Below are 16,742 nucleotides of genomic sequence, written 5' to 3' on the forward strand. Positions count from 1 at the left end.
CTGCAAGGAAAGCGGTTATGTCGGTAAGAACGATCGAGCAGTCTCTAATGGTTCCGCTCCCCGGAGGGCAACAGTTACATTTGCGGCGCCTCACCGATAATCCAGATGCCCCGGCCGTTCTTCTGCTTCATGGTTTGCTGGAGGATGGCACCATCTTCTACTCACGCCAAGGCAAGGGGTTGGCTCATTTCCTGGCCGGACAAGGCTTTGATACCTATATCCCAGACCTGCGGGGTAAGGGGCGCTCCTGGCCTCCTGTCAGCGGCTGGGCTACCTATAGGGTCGGGGACGCCATAAACCAAGATATTCCCGCCATTCTTGAAACCATCCAGAACGTGAAAGGCAGCTTTCCCGAGTTTTGGATCACCCATGCATGGGGCGGCGTGTTGGCCAGTAGCTTTCTGGCACGATATCCATTCTATCGATCAAGTTTAAATGGCCTTATTAACTTTGGAAGTCACCGCGTGGCTCAGCAACGCAGTCTATCCCGCTTGATCTGGGTGGATGGCTTGTGGGGTTGGCTGGGCGCTCTGGTGGCACGGTTTAAGGGTTACATTCCTGGTCGTGGCCTGGGAATCGGGGCCCAAAACGAATTTTTGGGCATTCAGCAGGACAGCCTCAATTGGTTGCATGGCCAGGACTGGGTCGATCCTGAGGATCATTTCAATTACGGTGAAGCGCTCAGTCATGGCCTCAGTTACCCGCCCGCCCTGTATTTTTCTTCCAGCTCAGATTTGGCCCATTGCAGTGCGGAGGACGTCAAAGGTTTCATGCGGGAGATTGGCCATCACAACGGGCGGCTTGTGGTTTTGGGCCAAAATTTGGGAAACCGACACAATTACTCACAGATCAGCATGCTTACACACCCGGATGCAGTGCATGATCACTTTCCATTCATGATAAACTGGATGTCGGAAATGAACCGCCTGAGGGAAGAGGCGACGAGTGGGGATGATCCCAAGCCAAAGAATCAGGGACACTCTGCCGAGAGTGGTAAGTGATTGAACAGGTTGGCCTTTTTTGTATACCGGCCAGACCATAACAACAGGCACATAACGTTAATAGCGATAAAGATAAAGAATGCCGGAGGTAGAAGTGTCGCAAACTATTCAGCCCCAGACAGTGGTCATAAGCGGAACGGGCCTATACACACCCCAAGAATCTGTCAGCAATGCCGAATTGGTGGCTTGCTTTAATCAATACGTTGATCGATTTAACGAAGAAAACAGTCAGGCTATCGCCGCAGGTGAGCTGGAGGCGTTATCCCATTCCAGTGAAGAGTTCATATTGAAGGCGTCGGGAATCGAAAGTCGCTACGTAATGAACAAGTCCGGCGTACTGGATCCTGCCAAAATGCGCCCAAGCATTGCCGAGCGGAGCGATGAAGAGCAGTCCATTCAGTGTGAAATTGCGGTCGCGGCGGCCAAGGAAGCATTGGCACAGGCTAACAAAACGGCCGACGATATTGATGCGGTGATCGTAGCCTGCTCCAATATGCAGCGTGCATATCCCGCCATGGCGATCGAAGTCCAGGATGCCCTTGGTATTAAAGGGTTTGGCTTTGATATGAACGTAGCTTGCTCCTCCGCTACCTTTGGGCTGCAAACTGCGAAGGATGCAGTGCTGGCTGGTTCTGCGCGAGCCGTACTGGTATTGAATCCTGAGATATGTTCAGGCCACTTGGCTTGGGAAGATCGTGATTGTCACTTTATCTTTGGCGATGTTTGTACGGCCATGATAGTAGAGCGTCTCGAAACCAGTAAGTCGCCTGAAAACTGGGAAATCATGGGTAGCCGCCTGCAGACTCAGTTCTCCAACAATATCCGCAACAACTTCGGCTTTCTCAATCGTTGTGATGAGAGTGGCATTGGTGCCCGTGATAAACTGTTCCGTCAAAATGGTCGTAAAGTGTTCAAAGAGGTCGTGCCAATGGTCGCCGAGATGATCGTAAGCCACCTCTCGGATGAAAGTGTCGAGACCTCGCAGCTTAAGCGCATGTGGTTACACCAGGCGAATCTGAGCATGAACCTGCTGATTTCCAAGAAGGTTTTAGGGCGAGACGCTACGGCAGAAGAAGCGCCGGTTATTCTTAACGAATATGCCAATACCAGTTCGGCAGGCTCAGTAATTGCGTTCCATAAGCATCGGCACGACTTTGCACCCGGAGAAGTTGGCGTTATTTGTTCTTTTGGTGCTGGCTATTCAGCAGGCAGTGTCATTGTTAAGCGATGTTGAAAATTCGCTGATTAAACTTTAAATATAAAGCCGCAGCGAACTCTGCGGCTTTTTTTATGTCCAAAAAACCGTGTTTTACTTTATAAAAACCGGTAAGTTTGGATATGACGAAAAAATCGAATAACAGGGATGTAACATCTGACACCTCCATCCGTCCTATTTAGCAGTAGCTGTGATAATGGCAATGCCGTCACAGTTTAAACTTTGGGTATAAAACCCACTTTATAAAAACCTGAAAGCAATACACCGAGGAGAACAACATGGCTAAATTTAATTCACTGAACCCTTTGGCGGCTGGCGTTGGCGCAGCACTAGTGGCATCTGCATTGGTCTCAACCCCAGTCAGTGCAGCTGAAAACCCATTCGCAACCACAGAGCTGTCTGCTGGCTATCAGCTTGCCGGTGATCATGAAGGTAAGTGTGGCGAGGGCAAGTGTGGTGAAGGCAAAAAGGCAAGAGAAGAAGGTAAGTGTGGCGAGGGCAAGTGCGGCGAAGGTAAGAAAGCCGATAAAGAAGGCAAATGTGGTGAAGGTAAGTGCGGCGAAGGCAAGAAAGCCGATAAAGAAGGCAAATGTGGTGAAGGCAAGTGCGGTAAATAAGCCATGAACCATAACAACCCAAACACCATACAGGGTGCCGGGTTGGGCTTGCGGCGGGCCATCATTGGCCCGCTTAGCGAGCAAAAGCCCAGCCAGATCGATTTTATGGAAGTGGCCCCGGAAAACTGGATCAACCTGGGCGGGCGCTTCGGCAAGCAGTTTCGCGCCATGACGGAAGCCTATCCATTTGTGACCCACGGTTTGTCTTTGTCACTGGGTGGCCCAGAGCCGATAGACGTTGAATTGGTCAAATCCATAAAGCGTTTTCTGGATGAGCATAAAATCAGCGTTTATACAGAACACCTCAGTTACTGCAGTGATGATGGGCATCTATATGACCTCATGCCTATCCCGTTTACCAGTGATGCAGTTGATCATGTCGTGAAGCGCATACATCAGGTGCAGGATATACTTGAGCGCCCAATGGGTATTGAAAATGTATCCTACTATGCGGCACCGGGTCAGGAGCTGTCGGAGATCGAGTTTTTAAAGGCTGTTCTGGAGCAAGCTGATTGCGGCCTGTTGCTGGACATCAACAATATCTATGTTAACAGCGTCAATCACGGTTACGACCCAGAGGCTTTCCTGAGCCAGATGCCAGGTGAGCGTATTCAATATATTCATGTTGCAGGTCACTACAATGAAGCAGATGACCTTATTGTCGACACTCATGGCGCAAACGTTATCGACCCAGTATGGGAATTGTTAAGTAAAGCCTATCAGTTGTTTGGCGTTAAACCGACATTGCTGGAGCGCGACTTCAATATCCCTGAAGTGCCTGAGTTGTTGAATGAAGTTGGTATCATTCGTGATATGCAAGCACGATACAGATTGCCTGACGAACAATTCGCTTGAGGGCATCGTTGCGTGAGTAAACAACCTTCATTTCAAAAACTGCAATACGATTTTGCCGCTCATTTGCGCAATCCTGCGCAGGTGCCAGCTCCTGGCGGCGTTGAAGATCGTCGGCTGCAGATCTATCGCGATCTTTTTTACAACAATATCGAAGGCTTTATTAGTGGTGGCTTCCCGGTTCTACGCAGCTTGACCAGTGATGAAAAGTGGCATCGCATGGTGCGTGATTTCTTCGCCCGTTATCGTTGCAACACCCCTTATTTTCTCGAGATCAGCCAAGAGTTTTTAGCCTACTTGCAGCAGCAACGTCAACCAGAGCAGGATGACCTGCCTTTTATGATAGAGCTGGCGCATTATGAATGGCTCGAATTAGCTGCCGATACCGATGCAGATAGTATCCCTTCGTCTGGATTTAACCCCCAGGGTAATTTGATGCAGGGCCGACCCTTGGTGTCGCCGTTAGCTTATGTCGTCAGCTATCAATACCCAGTGCATCGTATCAGCGCTGATTACCTACCCACTGAACAGCCCCAAGTTGCAACTTTTTTGATTGTTTATCGAGACCGGCAAGATGAAGTTCGCTTTATGGAAATTAACGCAGTTACAGCCAAGTTATTGCTGCTACTGGAAGAGCATACTGATTTTAGCGGAGCGGATGCCGTAAACGCTGTTGCCAGCGAGCTGCCTCATTTGGATAGAGAGCTTGTGTATAACGGTGGCGAACAGGCGTTGCAGAGTCTACGTCAAAGTGGAATTATTTTGGGAACAGAACTAAAACAGGTAAAGGTCTGAATTGAATGCTTAACCTAGCTAATAAATTGCAGAACGTGCTTGATGCCTGTCGTCGTGCAGACTTCCTCGCCCCGCTGGCTTTACGCTTATATTTAGCGCCGATTTTTATTGCGGTGGGCGTTCATAAGATGAATCACTTTGACGATATAGTGAGTTGGTTTCAGTATTCCCTGCATCTACCTGCCCCCGAGGTGATGGCGTTTCTGGCAACTGCTACGGAGCTGTTGGGCGGTGTCGCCTTGTTAGCGGGCTTTGCGGTGCGGTGGGTCGCCATCCCCCTCATGATTACGATGATTGTGGCCGGTTACACCGCCCACTGGGATAACGGCTGGTTCGCCGTTGCGCCATCGGATCCAGAAACCAGTATTGCCGGGGTATTGGCTCCGCTGGGATTCCCGGGCGCAGATGAAAGCCTCCAGAACAGTCAGGAGGTTGGTAAGCGCCTAGATCGCGCCCGCGATATTTTACGTGAGAACGGGAACTACAGCTGGCTAACGGAAACCGGGGGCTTTGTGGTGCTCAACAATGGTATTGAATTTGCCACGACCTATTTTGTCATGCTGTTGAGCCTGTTTTTTACCGGGGCAGGGCGATTCTTGAGCCTGGATTACTGGATTGCTCGTAAATTCAGGGCCTGAGTACGGCCGCATAGGCGTGGAGCCGGCTGGCCTCATAGGGTTCGCTATTGTGCTTGTTATCACGCTTTGTGTTGCCCGGAAACACAAGGTAGAATCGAGCGCTCGGATCTCAACAGGAACCCCAATAATGACAAATCCTCCCTGTACGGATTGGATTATCCGGCGTTGCCACTACTTCTTGATGATGTTGGTATTGGCTTTTTGCAATACGGTCAGCGCTAACACAGAATCCCCAGGCAACGAAAGGGATCCGCTTGAGGGTTTCAATCGTGCCATTTTCACGTTTAACGATACCCTCGATTATTATGTGCTAAAGCCGGTAGCGACTGGTTACGATAAGGCGATGCCTGACCCGCTTCAGGATGGCGTTTCAAATTTTTTCAATAACGTAGGTGAAATCAAAACCATCGTTAATGATCTTTTTCAGCTCAAGTTTAAACAAGCGGGCCTGGATTCTACCCGCTTTCTGGTGAACACCACCGTGGGTATATTTGGCTTTATTGATATTGCTTCTCGCATCGGCCTGGATCGGCACGATGAGGATTTTGGTCAAACCCTGGGGTATTGGGGGGTTGGCTCAGGGCCTTATTTGGTGCTGCCATTCCTGGGGCCAAACACACTGCGTGATAGTGCAGGCATGGTACCCGATTACTATATTTCACCCTATAAAGCAGTGGATCACGATCTTACTCGTTACAGCATACGAGGTCTGGAAATTGTGGATCTCAGAACCAGCTTTCTTGAGGCAGAAAAACTCATTGCCGGGGATCGCTATGCGTTCTTCCGGGACGCCTATCTGCAGCGCCGTGATTTTTTGGTCAGTGATGGCCAAATGACCGACGATTTTCTTGACGATGGCGATTTGTTTGACGATTTTGATGATGAAGAAGAGGAAGCTTTTGATATAGAAGGGTCTGATTTTTAAATTGGCGTTTAAAGCGGGTTTTTGCTTGCCTAATAGGACGATTAGTTGCGTCGCCAATGCCATAGACTTATTTTGCCTGTTATCGGAAGATTGAGCCATTCCCCCCGAAGGATATAACAAAAATGATTAAGGGAAGTGCTATGAAAATCAAAGTTAAGTTGGGCGTGCTGTCTGCTGCCCTGATCGCTACATCGGCTATGGCGGTACCCCCTGAAGTGCTGGATCGAAGCTGGGCAGCCTCTGTTGAGCTGGCTGGTGAAGGTGATCCTGATGTTGCCATCAAGCGTATGCATGAAATGGCGGATCTGAATCGCACCGTCTTCAATGGTATCGAGTATCACGAGCAAACCCAGAATTTCGTCGATGAAATGTGGGACAACCTAGAGTCGTTCAATTTAAGTCATTTCTATGAAATGCTGCCTGAGCAGGACGGTGATTGGCGTCAGCTTCGAATGTACGGTGCCCGGGTTGGTGAGAAGTACAAGGTTGGCCCGACTCCAAATGCAGTGGGAGTGGCTGCAGAAGGGGTGCCCCAATCCATCGGCGATATGTCGGCGTTGGTGCGCGCCAAGAAAATCGACGGCGACATGGGTAACCACTATTTGATGCGCAGCACGTTGCAGTTGGGTGTGGGTGATATGCGGTGGCACTCAGTTCAGGGGGCGGCGGTTGAGACGTTTCGTGTAGTGGTCGATGGCGCACCCTCTTTTAACGAAGCGTCGAATAAAGGCATCACTCAACAGTATCGCGACAACGTTATTCGCATGAGCCCCAAGCTGGGTTCCGAAGATGTAGATATCATCGCGCCGCTTTGGGCATCGTTTCCCGCAATGTGGGAGCTGCTTTCTCATATTGGTGCTATCGAGGACGTGGTTTACCACGACTTAAACAAACCCTATCGACAGCTTAAGGTTTCATTTGTTATCGAGCCTGAGCGGATGAAAAAATATTACCCGCACATTGCTGACCATTTATTGAGTATGAATCGGTTGTTCAAAGGCTCTATTCGTTTGGAAGATGAGCGGGGCGAGCTGTTTAACGCCGAAATGGACAGCCGTACCATGCGTGGCAGTTTCCAGGCATTTATTGCTGACGGGCGCATCCTGCCGGTCAAGGGTAATAAAGTGATCGTGGACGCACCACCTATCGAGGACAACAAGCCTTGGAACTTCATCGCCCACATGCAAAGCACGATGACGATACTAGGCGTTGTTACCCATATCGATAATGCCAAAGCGCGTGTTCAGTATATGGCGACGGACGATGGTGCGAAGCTGGTCGGGCAGTTATCAGATGTTCCGGATATTCGGGTGCAGGGCGATGCGTTAGGCATCATGCCTACCTCGATGATAGATATCGTGTTACCCAAGGATCTGGATGAAATCATCAAGGAGTTCATCGCCGTGGCCTGTAAGGGTAATGAAGGTAAGGGCATATTGGTTGGTGCTCAATTTGATCAGTCTTCTAAGGCTGGTGATACTTCAGTGCTTACTCTGAAAACCGCGTTTGAAGGGCTTGATAATTTCTTTGTGCGAATTGGCATGGGTATTGTGAATGATCGAGTGTTGCCAGACAAAGACGTGTCTGAAGAGGTGAACCGCTTGATATTTGAAACTCAGGAAGCGTTTGCGCTTGATCTAAAGGGTTTTGAGTCGGTTGCGAACAGTAAAAGACTGGCTGCTAATGATCGTGAGCAGTAATTTGTCTACATAATAAAAAGGGCCTTTAGTAAGGCCCTTCCAATATCTAGTTGCAGATTTTCTTGATCACTACACCGAGCCTGAAGAAGTGCAGGTTGGGCAGCGGAGTCACGCGTACCACTTCCACAACCGCGTCAAGCGGAGAGAAGTCCGGGCCTTCAGATGGGATAGTAACTCTCAGGCGATCACCTGATTCAAGCTTTTTTTCTGTCTCAAGCAGCATTCCAGCGCCGCTCAGGTTTCGGCAGCGTCCTTCATAACGCTCTTTGCCATCAACTTTAGTGAAGGTGACCATGGTGTCTACCCTCATCCGTATGAAACCGCGTTTTTCTTCGTAGGATCTTTCTGACAAAGACATGGGTCCTCTCTCGCTACGTTTAGCCATATTATTGTGTTTGTGTTGGCATTCAGCTCATGCAGGTCAAAATCAGTATATCAGAGCGCTCAGATATCGCTACGCTTTTAGACTGCTAAATTATTTAGAATCCAGTTCCTGTGGGGTGAGGTGCTCACCAGTTGCAATATCATTGCTTTAAGAGTAATTTTTAATCTTACAAATGGGATGTCCGACACCCAACCTTCGTGTCGTTAAACTAAAAAGGACTATTTGCTCCCGGTATGAAGTTTCCCCAACCTCCAGGGTCTGATGTCACAGTTCTGTTGATTGATCAGATATCAGATCTACAGGCTCATATATCCGGTTGTTTGCGTGATGAGGGCTATCACGTACACGTCGAGAGTGAGGGTGAGCCGGGGCTTCGCTTTTGGGCAGAGCATCATCCTCAGGTGGTCATTTGCGATGTGGCTTCACCCGATATCGATGGCCTTTCCATCCTCAAAGAAATAGCGTCAAGCGACTACAGTTCGCAAGTAATCATGATCTCCGATGTGGGTGAAATGGATGATGTGGTCAAGGCTCTGCGGCTGGGGGCAACGGATTTTCTGCTCAAGCCACTCTCTGATCCCGAAGTGCTGCTTCATGCTGTTAAGCGGGCGTTGGATGATCACGAGATGCAGTCCCAGAACCAGCATTACCGAGAGCAGTTGGAGAAGAAGAATCGGGAACTCAATGATAGCCTGCGTTTGCTGAAAGAAGATCAGGAAGCGGCGCGGGTAGTGCAGCTCAAGATGTTGCCGGAGCCGTACAAGCGTTACGGCAACCTGGAAGTGGAATATACCATTATCCCGTCGCTGTACCTGAGCGGCGATTTTGTCGATTATTTCAGTTTGGGTGATGACCGTATTGGATTCTACCTGGCTGATGTTTCTGGCCATGGGGCGTCTTCTGCTTTTGTCACCGTATTGCTTAAGACTATGGCAATTAGGGTCAAGCAGCATTACAGTGCTGACCAGCCCCATACCCTTAAACCGGCGGATATACTGAAGCGGGCCAACGATGAGTTATTGCCGCTGGGCCTTGGTAAGCATTTGGCGGTGTTTTGCGGTTATATCGATTGTAGCGCCCGAAAATTGGTGTATTGCAGTGCCGCACATTTTCCGCCCCCTATTTTGGTAACAGATGGTAACGCTATTCCGTTGGAGGGCAGTGGCTTGCCGGTGGGCCTTTTTGATGAAGTAAATTATATAAATCAAGAGGTTGCGATTGGTGAGAGCTTCCATCTAGTGATTTTTTCCGATGGTGTTCTTGAGGTTATGCCTCAAAAATCCGTAGCAGAAAAAGAGCAACACCTTATGGAAATAGTTTCCAATGGGATTCATAATATAGACCAGCTCTTAGATCACCTGGATCTTCGCACCAAAAACGCGGTTCCTGATGATATTGCGCTTATGACGGTTTCTTGCTCACCAAGGTAGGGGGCAAGGTAGACTTTATTATGCCTGTGGATGCGGGCGAAGCAGGGCAGTAATTAGATCCATGGCTGAATCTAAAACCGGAAAGGCGCTATATGCGGTCCACCAAGGTACATACGTACTCAAACTAATTGGTGAAATTCGCGTTCCAATTTGCGCTACGCTCGACAGTTTTATTGAAACAATGTTTAGGGATCGACAGCTTGCTTCCGTGCTGGTTGATCTGAGTGAGACCCAAATCATCGACAGTACCGCTCTGGGGCTGTTAGCTAAAATTGCAATCCAGACCCGTAAACGCTTCCATCGTAAACCTCTTATTATCAGTACCCAGCCGGATGTAACCCGCATATTAGATACGATGGGGTTCGAGAAGGTATTTAACATTGTTCACGAAGAACCCGTAAAAAGTCCTGCCATGAGTGAAATGCCCTGCGTCGAGTGCGACGAGGTGAACGCATTTGAAAAGGTGCTTGAAGCCCATCGCATCCTGATGGATATGAATGAGTCTAATCGAGAAACCTTTAAAGACGTCGTGGCAGCACTGGAGCAACCACTGGAAGAGGGCGTGGCACCTGACACAAACTTCTGTCGAGATGCCAAAGTCCATGGGTTCAACTAGTTGTAGATTTTTCCTGTAGCAGCATTTCAAGTTTGATCTGATCTTTTGCAAAATTTCGAATACCCTCGGCCAGCTTTTCTGTGGCCATCGCATCCTGATTCATGTGCCAGCGGAAAGCGCTTTCACTGAGCGAAATTTTCTCTGCTGCCGGTTTTTCCATATCAGGGCTTAGCCTCTGTTGCAGTGCTCCTGCATCAGCTTCCAGTTCGCCCATCAGTTGAGGGCTGATGGTGAGCCGGTCACAACCGGCCAATTGCTCAATTTCTCCGGTATTGCGGAAGCTGGCACCCATAACAATAGTGTCGTAGCCAAATTGTTTGTAGTACTGATATATGCGGGTAACGGATATCACACCTGGATCGTTTTCGGGTGAGTATTCTTTAGCGTCGCCATTGGCCTTGTACCAATCCAAAATGCGGCCCACAAAAGGTGAAATTAGTGTGGCACCTGCTTCTGCGCAGGCAACCGCTTGGTGGAAGCTGAATAATAGAGTCAGATTGCATTCAATGCCTTCCTGCTCCAGTTGTTTGGCTGCCTGTATGCCTTCCCACGTCGATGCAATTTTTATGAGAATGCGTTCTCGACCAATACCCATTTTTTCGTACAGCGCAATAATGCGTCGTGCAGTGCTGATGGTTGCCGAAACATCGAATGACAGGCGTGCGTCAACCTCGGTGGAAATTTTTCCGGGAACGAAGTTAAGAATCTCTGCACCTATATTGACAGCCAGGTGCTCACAGGCCTGCGCGATACGGTTGCTGGCTGGGGCGGATGCAGTATCAGACAAGCTCTTGTCCAAGAGGGGTTGATACTCTTCAATCGCCGCTGCTTTCAGTAGCAGGGAAGGGTTGGTAGTGGCATCCATTGGCCGGTAGCGACGAATCGCTTCAATGTCGCCCGTATCCGCAACCACTGTCGTCATGGCTTTCAGTTGTTCCAGCTTGTTTGTCATGTTACTGCCTTGTGTTTGAAATAGATGGCGTAGTTATGTCGCTATCATATGACAAATCCGGGATAAAGGCTGCCGCCGCGCGTATCACTTCAGTCCCAGACCCTGGTTTAAATGCGTTTTCACTGAGATAGCGCCTCCATTGGCGAGCCCCGGCCCGACTTTGAAACAGACCAACAACGTGCCGACTGATGTACTTCAATTGGGCTCCGCCTGCCAGCCGTAGCTCAACATAATCGCACAGTTGCTCAATCAGCTCGGCATCACTGATAACGGGGCGCTCACTGCCATAGATGCGCTGATCCACCTCTTTCAATATGAAGGGGCTTTGATAGGCTGCACGCCCCATCATTACGCCATCAACCTTTTCCAATTGCAGCAGGGTTTCATCAAGGTTATTTATTCCGCCGTTAATGATGATTTCCAGATCTGGGAACTCCTCCTTCAGCAGGTAAACTCGATCATAGTTCAGAGGTGGAATATCCCGATTTTCCTTTGGACTCAAACCGTCCAGCCAAGCCTTGCGGGCATGGACAATAAACGTAGTCACACCACTATCGGCGACCAGCGAAACGAAGCGTTGAAGGTCTGCGTAATCATCCTGCTCGTCAATGCCGATACGGCACTTCACCGTGACAGGGATATCCACCGCTTCTATCATGGCGGCAGTGCATTCCGCTACCAAGCCTGGATCGGCCATCAAACAAGCGCCAAAACGGCCAGATTGTACGCGATCGCTGGGGCAGCCCACATTCAGGTTGACCTCATCGTAACCATAGCTTTGTGCCAGCTTGCTGCAGTGAGCCAAATCCGTGGGGTCACTGCCACCTAACTGCAGGGCAACCGGGTGCTCTGCTTCGATGTAACCTAAATGTCGTTCCACATCACCATATACTAAGGCACCTGTGGTAACCATTTCCGTATACAGCACAGATTCCTTGGTCATCAAACGATGAAATCCACGGCAGTGGCTGTCTGTCCAATCCAGCATAGGGGCAACGCAGAAGCGTCTGTTGATGGTTTTTCTATTCATATCAGAGGGCTACAACCAGCTTTCGGCCTTGTTATCAAACTGCAGACGCGCATTATACCACTCCATCAGTTCTTTTTACCTAACCGGCAACTGGCTATAATGGCGCCCCTGAAAATCGTTTACAGGATTACAAACATGTCAGTCAGAACTCGCGTCGCGCCTTCACCCACCGGTGATCCCCACGTTGGAACCGCTTATATAGCACTGTTTAACATGGTGTTTGCGCATAAGATGGGTGGCCAGTTCATCCTGCGCATCGAGGACACCGATCAGGTTCGCAGTACGCCTGAATCCGAGGCCATGATCCTCGACTCCTTACGCTGGCTTGGTTTGAACTGGGAAGAAGGCCCCGACGTGGGTGGTGAATACGGCCCCTATCGGCAAAGTGAGCGCTCGGAGATCTACCAAGAGCATGCACAAAAGCTGCTGGACAGCGGTCATGCCTTCGTTTGCTATCGCACCCCGGAAGAGCTTGATGAGTTGCGGGAGGCGCGTAAGTCAGAGGGCAAGCATACCGCGTTAAAGCCGTCAGACTTGATCCTGCCTGAAGATGAAGTAGCCAAGCGAAAGGCTGCTGGCGCTCCCTACGTTATTCGAATGATGGTGCCGGAGGAGGGTAAGTGTGAAATCGCTGATCTGCTGCGAGGCACCATCGAGTTGGATTGGGGGCAGGTCGACGCTCAGATACTGATGAAAAGCGATGGCATGCCCACTTATCATCTGGCCAACGTAGTGGATGATCACCTGATGGCCATCACCCACGTTATTCGTGGAGAAGAATGGATTAACTCCGCTCCCAAGCACAAATTGCTTTATGAATATTTCGGTTGGGATATGCCGGTTCTCTGCCACATGCCGTTGTTGCGTAACCCTGATAAAAGCAAGCTCAGCAAGCGCAAGAATCCCACCAGCATCAATTACTACAAGCGCATGGGCTTTTTGCCTGAAGCTGTAGTGAACTACCTCGGCCGCATGGGGTGGTCGATGCCGGACGAAAGCGAAAAATTCACACTTCAGCAAATGCAGGATAACTTTGATATCCAGCGCGTCTCCTTAGGGGGGCCGGTGTTCGATACGACCAAGCTCAGCTGGCTGAATGGTCTTTGGATCCGCGAATCCTGCACGCCAGAGCAATTAGCGCAAAAGCTAAAGGATTGGGCCTTTAACGAAGACTATCTGATGCCAGTACTGCCGTTGATTCAAACTCGCCTGGAAGTTTTGTCGGATATAGTAAAGCTGGCAGACTTTTTTGTGGCGGGTCAATTGTCCATTGAGGCCGAACAGTTTGAGTTTCCCAAGCTGGAAGCGGTTCAAGTCCGAAAAGTATTGCAATATTCCCTGTGGCAGCTTGAGTTGGCGCGTAGTTGGGATCGGGATACAATAAGCCAATCCCTGAGCGGTATCAGTCAACAGATGGAACTGAAGATGAAAGACTTCATGATGCCTCTGTTTGTTGCGATATCAGGGCGTGCCGCAGCGCCATCTATAATGGATGCAATGGTCATTCTTGGCTCTGATATGACCCGAGCCCGTCTCAGGCATGCCTTGGACCTGCTGGGTGGGCCGAGCAAAAAAGAAGCGAAAGCCTGGGAGAAAGAGTTTCGAGGTTTTGACCTTTAAAATAACCTAAAACGGTTGACAGGTCTGCGGATCCTACTTAGAATTCGCAGCCTCTTCAGGTGATTCTCTGAAACGGAGTTGAAATACACTTCAAAATCAGCAGGTTAACCGGAAATGGGGCTATAGCTCAGCTGGGAGAGCGCTACAATGGCATTGTAGAGGTCGGCGGTTCGATCCCGCCTAGCTCCACCATATTTCGATGTGGTTCGATTCAAATTGCGTCCCCTTCGTCTAGTGGCCTAGGACACCGCCCTTTCACGGCGGTAACAGGGGTTCGAACCCCCTAGGGGACGCCACTTTCTACCATCAATTCCTTGCCTCCATAATGTCTATATATTCATGAAGTTGTCATGGAGAGACATATGGACGTTATCAAAACCCTTCGCCCCGGCGACAGCGGCACCAAGAAACTCACAGAACGTTACGGAGACCGGCTGGTTTGCGTGCGCTATCGCAAAGATGACGAGAAGAAGCGTCGCTACACAACAATAGAGCTCATCGTTGACGAAGGGCCGATTGATCACAATAAACTTTACAGACTCACCCCTGAAGAGCGGGCGTTATGTGTTGGTGTATACGTATCGCGGGGTGATTTTGCAGCTAAAAAGCAAGTGATAGAGGCTGGAGGGATTTACGACAGATTGTCGGATTTATGGCGTCTACCGCTCGGAAAAGTAGTCAAACTGGGAATGATTGAGCGTTTGCGTCAAGGTTAGTGGTCAAGTGTTGTAAATTGGTAATATTCACTTTATTGCGCTGGTTAATAACCATAAAATATATGGCTAAATAGCTTGCCAACACTTACACCCGCGACATGGGTGGGGCGGTAGCGTGTCTTATGATCATACTCCCCTTATATTTTTTCCTATAAAGCGACAGCTATATCTGAATTGATTCCAGATTTGGATGCTTTCCTGTATTTGGATTGCTGCCTAGGTTTGGGGAGTTGTACATTAAGAGTTATACGTTTACGGTGCAATGAATGAATACGCGAAAATTTATTGAGAATCTTATACAGCAGATCGAAGACTTAAAGGCAAGCGGAATTCGTCAAATTAATAGTGACGGTCTATTAGAGTATTTGAATCAGGTCTTGGATTCGCAGATCGAAGATGTTTCAGAAGCTGATATTGAACGGCACAAAGCAACATTACAACTTCATATAGAATCAACTAAGTATGAAAATACAGCCAATCTTGAGATTTACCGATCAGTAATTTTGTCTGGACAAAATGCTATTCGATCTTCATTTTTATTAAATGGTGGGGCATCGGTAGCAATTCTTGCGTTCATTGGGCATTTGGCGGCTAATATGCCTCAAAAGGTTCCAATATTCTCTGAAGCTCTTATACCTTTTGTTTTAAGTGTATTGATGGTGTCTGTGACTTCAGGATTGACCTATCTAAGCCAGTATTTATATAACGAAGGTACTAAAGTATATAAATTACTTAATTGGGTTGCTGTCTTGTTTGGTTTCTCGACATATGGATTATTTTTATGGGGCATGTTTCGAGTATATTGCGCGTTCCAAAATTTCATTTAGAACTAATGTTTATGCCGAGTTTGCGTATAACAATTTGGTGCACGGGACCCACCTACGCTCCACAAGCATGTGGTTCGCTACGCTCACTCTACCACATGCTTGTTCCACTACGTTGGTCCCGTGACCAAGGCGTTATCTGAGAACGAAGATAGCGAAACCGGTTGAGACCTCAGATGCATAAATCTATCTTTATATTTATTGTGATATTTGTAGCGGTAGCTTCGACAGTAAATGTGTACTTGATACTAAACGACAGTGATTGGTCAGAAAGAACATATACATTATGGAATTTTGTGGTGGCCATTCTGTTTGCAGTATGGGCTGTTAAAGATCAGGAAAGCAAGGGATCAAAGTTTCTCGATCTCGGTTACGTGTATTTCGTTGCTTGGCCATTTGTTCTACCTTTCTATTTGGTTAAATCAAGAGGTTTGGTCGAAGGGATTACAATGTTTCTGGGTTTCGTTTCATTAGCCACATTTCCCTGGCTGTCAGGTCTTATTGCTTATGTCTATTTCACGTAATGCAGATAACAAGTCGTTCAAGGGGAACCGGCTACGCTCCGGTGGTTTGCGCATTGGCTTTGCCAATTATCGCACAAACCACCTCCACTGCGCCGGTCCCCTTAACTTTGCGTTAGAGCACATACTCGTCAGGTTGATTTTTGGCAGGTTGGTGGTTGGCTTTGGATGCGTGACTAATAAACACAGCCAAAACAAAAATCTAAAAAACCGATAGGCAGCAATCCATTGGTCATCACTGAGTGAGTTCTTGAAATATTCACTTGCTCCAGGTTCTTGTCAAAGCCAAGTCAGGTTGGGTGGTTCGCTTTCGCATGTGATGGCATTGTGCCATACGACTGATTTGGGTGTTCTTTTGTACACCACCGAGCGTAATGAGTGTTTAAGGTTCACGCTTTTGTTTTTCTAAAACCAATTTTAGTGGTCGTTAATCAGTGGGTCAGTTGGTGCAGGTTCTTGCTCTAACAAGTCGTTCAACGGGACGGCGCTACGCTCCATTGGTTTGTGCATTCGCTGCGCTCATTGTTGCACAAACCAATTCCACTGCGCACCGCCCGTTAACTTCGCGTTAGCGCTGCGAAGGTCAAAATCAAAAGCCTAAAACCCAAACTCTGCGCGTCAAAACAAACCACTCATGGATTGTTTTGTAATCTAAAGGCAAAGCCATCTGAAGATCGCTTTGCTGGGTGGTAAATCCTTTAAAGGCAAAGCATGGATGTGTGGTGGTTATCGGTATTCGCTAAACCACACGTCTCTAAAGCCGTTGAGAGGGTTTAAAGTGCCATTAGCGGGGGGCGAGTTAAACGGTTTGGTGGTTATCGCGAGTTCATAGTGTTTTCTGGTAGTTTTTAGTGGTTCCGCCTGTTTTCTTTTAAAACACTAAAAACATAAAACCAATCTATTA

17 protein-coding genes and 2 tRNA genes are annotated in these 16,742 nt (G+C 48.5%); 16 read left to right on the forward strand and 3 right to left on the reverse strand.

What is annotated here, in order from left to right; genetic code table 11:
* The first annotated feature begins 17 nt into the window (after positions 1–17).
* The 8 genes from Kalk_RS20605 (at position 18) to Kalk_RS20640 (ending at position 7,744) form a co-directional block, all read left to right on the forward strand.
* On the forward strand, positions 18–1,001 hold the full coding sequence (locus Kalk_RS20605; protein WP_101896051.1) for an alpha/beta hydrolase family protein: 984 nt from the start codon (positions 18–20) through the stop codon (positions 999–1,001).
* A gap of 121 nt (positions 1,002–1,122) precedes the next feature.
* Complete coding sequence (locus Kalk_RS20610) at positions 1,123–2,235, forward strand: beta-ketoacyl-ACP synthase III (RefSeq protein WP_324775009.1); 1,113 nt, start codon at positions 1,123–1,125, stop codon at positions 2,233–2,235.
* Positions 2,236–2,495: 260 nt separating this feature from the next.
* On the forward strand, positions 2,496–2,834 hold the full coding sequence (locus Kalk_RS20615) for an HvfA family oxazolone/thioamide-modified RiPP metallophore (protein ID WP_101896053.1): 339 nt from the start codon (positions 2,496–2,498) through the stop codon (positions 2,832–2,834).
* A gap of 3 nt (positions 2,835–2,837) precedes the next feature.
* On the forward strand, positions 2,838–3,689 hold the full coding sequence (locus Kalk_RS20620) for an HvfB family MNIO-type RiPP peptide maturase (protein WP_101896054.1): 852 nt from the start codon (positions 2,838–2,840) through the stop codon (positions 3,687–3,689).
* A 12-nt stretch (positions 3,690–3,701) separates the two neighbouring features.
* A complete protein-coding gene (locus tag Kalk_RS20625; protein WP_101896055.1) occupies positions 3,702–4,481 on the forward strand; it encodes an HvfC family RiPP maturation protein in 780 nt (259 codons plus the stop codon).
* A 5-nt stretch (positions 4,482–4,486) separates the two neighbouring features.
* Complete coding sequence (locus Kalk_RS20630) at positions 4,487–5,119, forward strand: HvfX family Cu-binding RiPP maturation protein (protein WP_101896056.1); 633 nt, start codon at positions 4,487–4,489, stop codon at positions 5,117–5,119.
* 127 nt (positions 5,120–5,246) lie between these two features.
* The gene (locus tag Kalk_RS20635) at positions 5,247–6,044 is read left to right on the forward strand and encodes an MlaA family lipoprotein (RefSeq protein WP_101896057.1); all 798 of its coding nucleotides are present in this window, start codon (positions 5,247–5,249) and stop codon (positions 6,042–6,044) included.
* A gap of 140 nt (positions 6,045–6,184) precedes the next feature.
* Complete coding sequence (locus Kalk_RS20640; RefSeq protein ID WP_101896058.1) at positions 6,185–7,744, forward strand: hypothetical protein; 1,560 nt, start codon at positions 6,185–6,187, stop codon at positions 7,742–7,744.
* A gap of 46 nt (positions 7,745–7,790) precedes the next feature.
* Here Kalk_RS20640 and Kalk_RS20645 read toward each other — a convergent pair whose 3' ends face one another.
* Positions 7,791–8,102 carry a PilZ domain-containing protein gene (locus tag Kalk_RS20645; protein WP_101896059.1) on the reverse strand — a complete coding sequence of 104 codons (312 nt, stop codon included), beginning with the start codon at positions 8,100–8,102 and terminating at the stop codon, positions 7,791–7,793.
* Positions 8,103–8,362: 260 nt separating this feature from the next.
* Here Kalk_RS20645 and Kalk_RS20650 point away from each other — a divergent pair, with 260 nt between their 5' ends.
* Both Kalk_RS20650 and Kalk_RS20655 read left to right on the forward strand, forming a co-directional pair.
* Positions 8,363–9,559, forward strand: coding sequence for a SpoIIE family protein phosphatase (locus Kalk_RS20650; RefSeq protein ID WP_101896060.1), 1,197 nt, complete (start codon positions 8,363–8,365; stop codon positions 9,557–9,559).
* Positions 9,560–9,620: 61 nt separating this feature from the next.
* Positions 9,621–10,175, forward strand: coding sequence for an STAS domain-containing protein (locus Kalk_RS20655; protein ID WP_101896061.1), 555 nt, complete (start codon positions 9,621–9,623; stop codon positions 10,173–10,175).
* Here Kalk_RS20655 and tal read toward each other — a convergent pair.
* Positions 10,168–11,127 carry a transaldolase gene (gene tal / locus Kalk_RS20660; RefSeq protein WP_101896062.1) on the reverse strand — a complete coding sequence of 320 codons (960 nt, stop codon included), beginning with the start codon at positions 11,125–11,127 and terminating at the stop codon, positions 10,168–10,170. The two genes, Kalk_RS20655 and tal, sit on opposite strands and share 8 nt — an antisense overlap.
* A gap of 1 nt (position 11,128) precedes the next feature.
* Entirely contained in the window at positions 11,129–12,157 is a 1,029-nt protein-coding gene (gene dusA, locus Kalk_RS20665) for a tRNA dihydrouridine(20/20a) synthase DusA (RefSeq protein WP_101896063.1), read from the reverse strand.
* A 135-nt stretch (positions 12,158–12,292) separates the two neighbouring features.
* Between dusA and gltX the strand changes: the two genes are divergently transcribed.
* The 6 genes from gltX to Kalk_RS20695 all read left to right on the forward strand — a co-directional run bounded on the left by gltX (position 12,293) and on the right by Kalk_RS20695 (position 15,841).
* The gene (gene gltX / locus Kalk_RS20670) at positions 12,293–13,777 is read left to right on the forward strand and encodes a glutamate--tRNA ligase (protein WP_101896064.1); all 1,485 of its coding nucleotides are present in this window, start codon (positions 12,293–12,295) and stop codon (positions 13,775–13,777) included.
* A 116-nt stretch (positions 13,778–13,893) separates the two neighbouring features.
* Positions 13,894–13,969, forward strand: a tRNA-Ala gene (locus Kalk_RS20675).
* Positions 13,970–13,997: 28 nt separating this feature from the next.
* Positions 13,998–14,073 (forward strand) — tRNA-Glu (locus Kalk_RS20680).
* A gap of 66 nt (positions 14,074–14,139) precedes the next feature.
* Positions 14,140–14,493: a hypothetical protein gene (locus Kalk_RS20685; protein WP_101896065.1), complete on the forward strand. Its 354-nt coding sequence runs from the start codon at positions 14,140–14,142 to the stop codon at positions 14,491–14,493.
* 266 nt (positions 14,494–14,759) lie between these two features.
* A complete protein-coding gene (locus Kalk_RS20690; protein WP_101896066.1) occupies positions 14,760–15,320 on the forward strand; it encodes a hypothetical protein in 561 nt (186 codons plus the stop codon).
* A 173-nt stretch (positions 15,321–15,493) separates the two neighbouring features.
* Positions 15,494–15,841, forward strand: a complete 348-nt coding sequence (locus Kalk_RS20695; protein WP_101896067.1) for a hypothetical protein — start codon at positions 15,494–15,496, stop codon at positions 15,839–15,841.
* Positions 15,842–16,742: the final 901 nt, after the last annotated feature.

The organism is Ketobacter alkanivorans (assembly GCF_002863865.1).
Classification (GTDB): Bacteria; Pseudomonadota; Gammaproteobacteria; order Pseudomonadales; family Ketobacteraceae; genus Ketobacter; species Ketobacter alkanivorans.

What these genes read in the sequence shown, in the direction of transcription:
- Kalk_RS20605 (WP_101896051.1), top strand. Translation starts at nt 18, where the DNA reads ATGTCGGTAAGAACGATCGAGCAGTCTCTAATGGTTCCGCTCCCCGGA.
- Kalk_RS20615 (WP_101896053.1), top strand. Translation starts at nt 2,496, where the DNA reads ATGGCTAAATTTAATTCACTGAACCCTTTGGCGGCTGGCGTTGGCGCA.
- Kalk_RS20620 (WP_101896054.1), top strand. Translation starts at nt 2,838, where the DNA reads ATGAACCATAACAACCCAAACACCATACAGGGTGCCGGGTTGGGCTTG.
- Kalk_RS20630 (WP_101896056.1), top strand. Translation starts at nt 4,487, where the DNA reads ATGCTTAACCTAGCTAATAAATTGCAGAACGTGCTTGATGCCTGTCGT.
- Kalk_RS20635 (WP_101896057.1), top strand. Translation starts at nt 5,247, where the DNA reads ATGACAAATCCTCCCTGTACGGATTGGATTATCCGGCGTTGCCACTAC.
- Kalk_RS20640 (WP_101896058.1), top strand. Translation starts at nt 6,185, where the DNA reads ATGAAAATCAAAGTTAAGTTGGGCGTGCTGTCTGCTGCCCTGATCGCT.
- Kalk_RS20645 (WP_101896059.1), bottom strand. Translation starts at nt 8,102, where the DNA reads ATGTCTTTGTCAGAAAGATCCTACGAAGAAAAACGCGGTTTCATACGG.
- Kalk_RS20650 (WP_101896060.1), top strand. Translation starts at nt 8,363, where the DNA reads ATGAAGTTTCCCCAACCTCCAGGGTCTGATGTCACAGTTCTGTTGATT.
- Kalk_RS20655 (WP_101896061.1), top strand. Translation starts at nt 9,621, where the DNA reads ATGGCTGAATCTAAAACCGGAAAGGCGCTATATGCGGTCCACCAAGGT.
- tal (WP_101896062.1), bottom strand. Translation starts at nt 11,127, where the DNA reads ATGACAAACAAGCTGGAACAACTGAAAGCCATGACGACAGTGGTTGCG.
- dusA (WP_101896063.1), bottom strand. Translation starts at nt 12,157, where the DNA reads ATGAATAGAAAAACCATCAACAGACGCTTCTGCGTTGCCCCTATGCTG.
- gltX (WP_101896064.1), top strand. Translation starts at nt 12,293, where the DNA reads ATGTCAGTCAGAACTCGCGTCGCGCCTTCACCCACCGGTGATCCCCAC.
- Kalk_RS20685 (WP_101896065.1), top strand. Translation starts at nt 14,140, where the DNA reads ATGGACGTTATCAAAACCCTTCGCCCCGGCGACAGCGGCACCAAGAAA.
- Kalk_RS20690 (WP_101896066.1), top strand. Translation starts at nt 14,760, where the DNA reads ATGAATACGCGAAAATTTATTGAGAATCTTATACAGCAGATCGAAGAC.
- Kalk_RS20695 (WP_101896067.1), top strand. Translation starts at nt 15,494, where the DNA reads ATGCATAAATCTATCTTTATATTTATTGTGATATTTGTAGCGGTAGCT.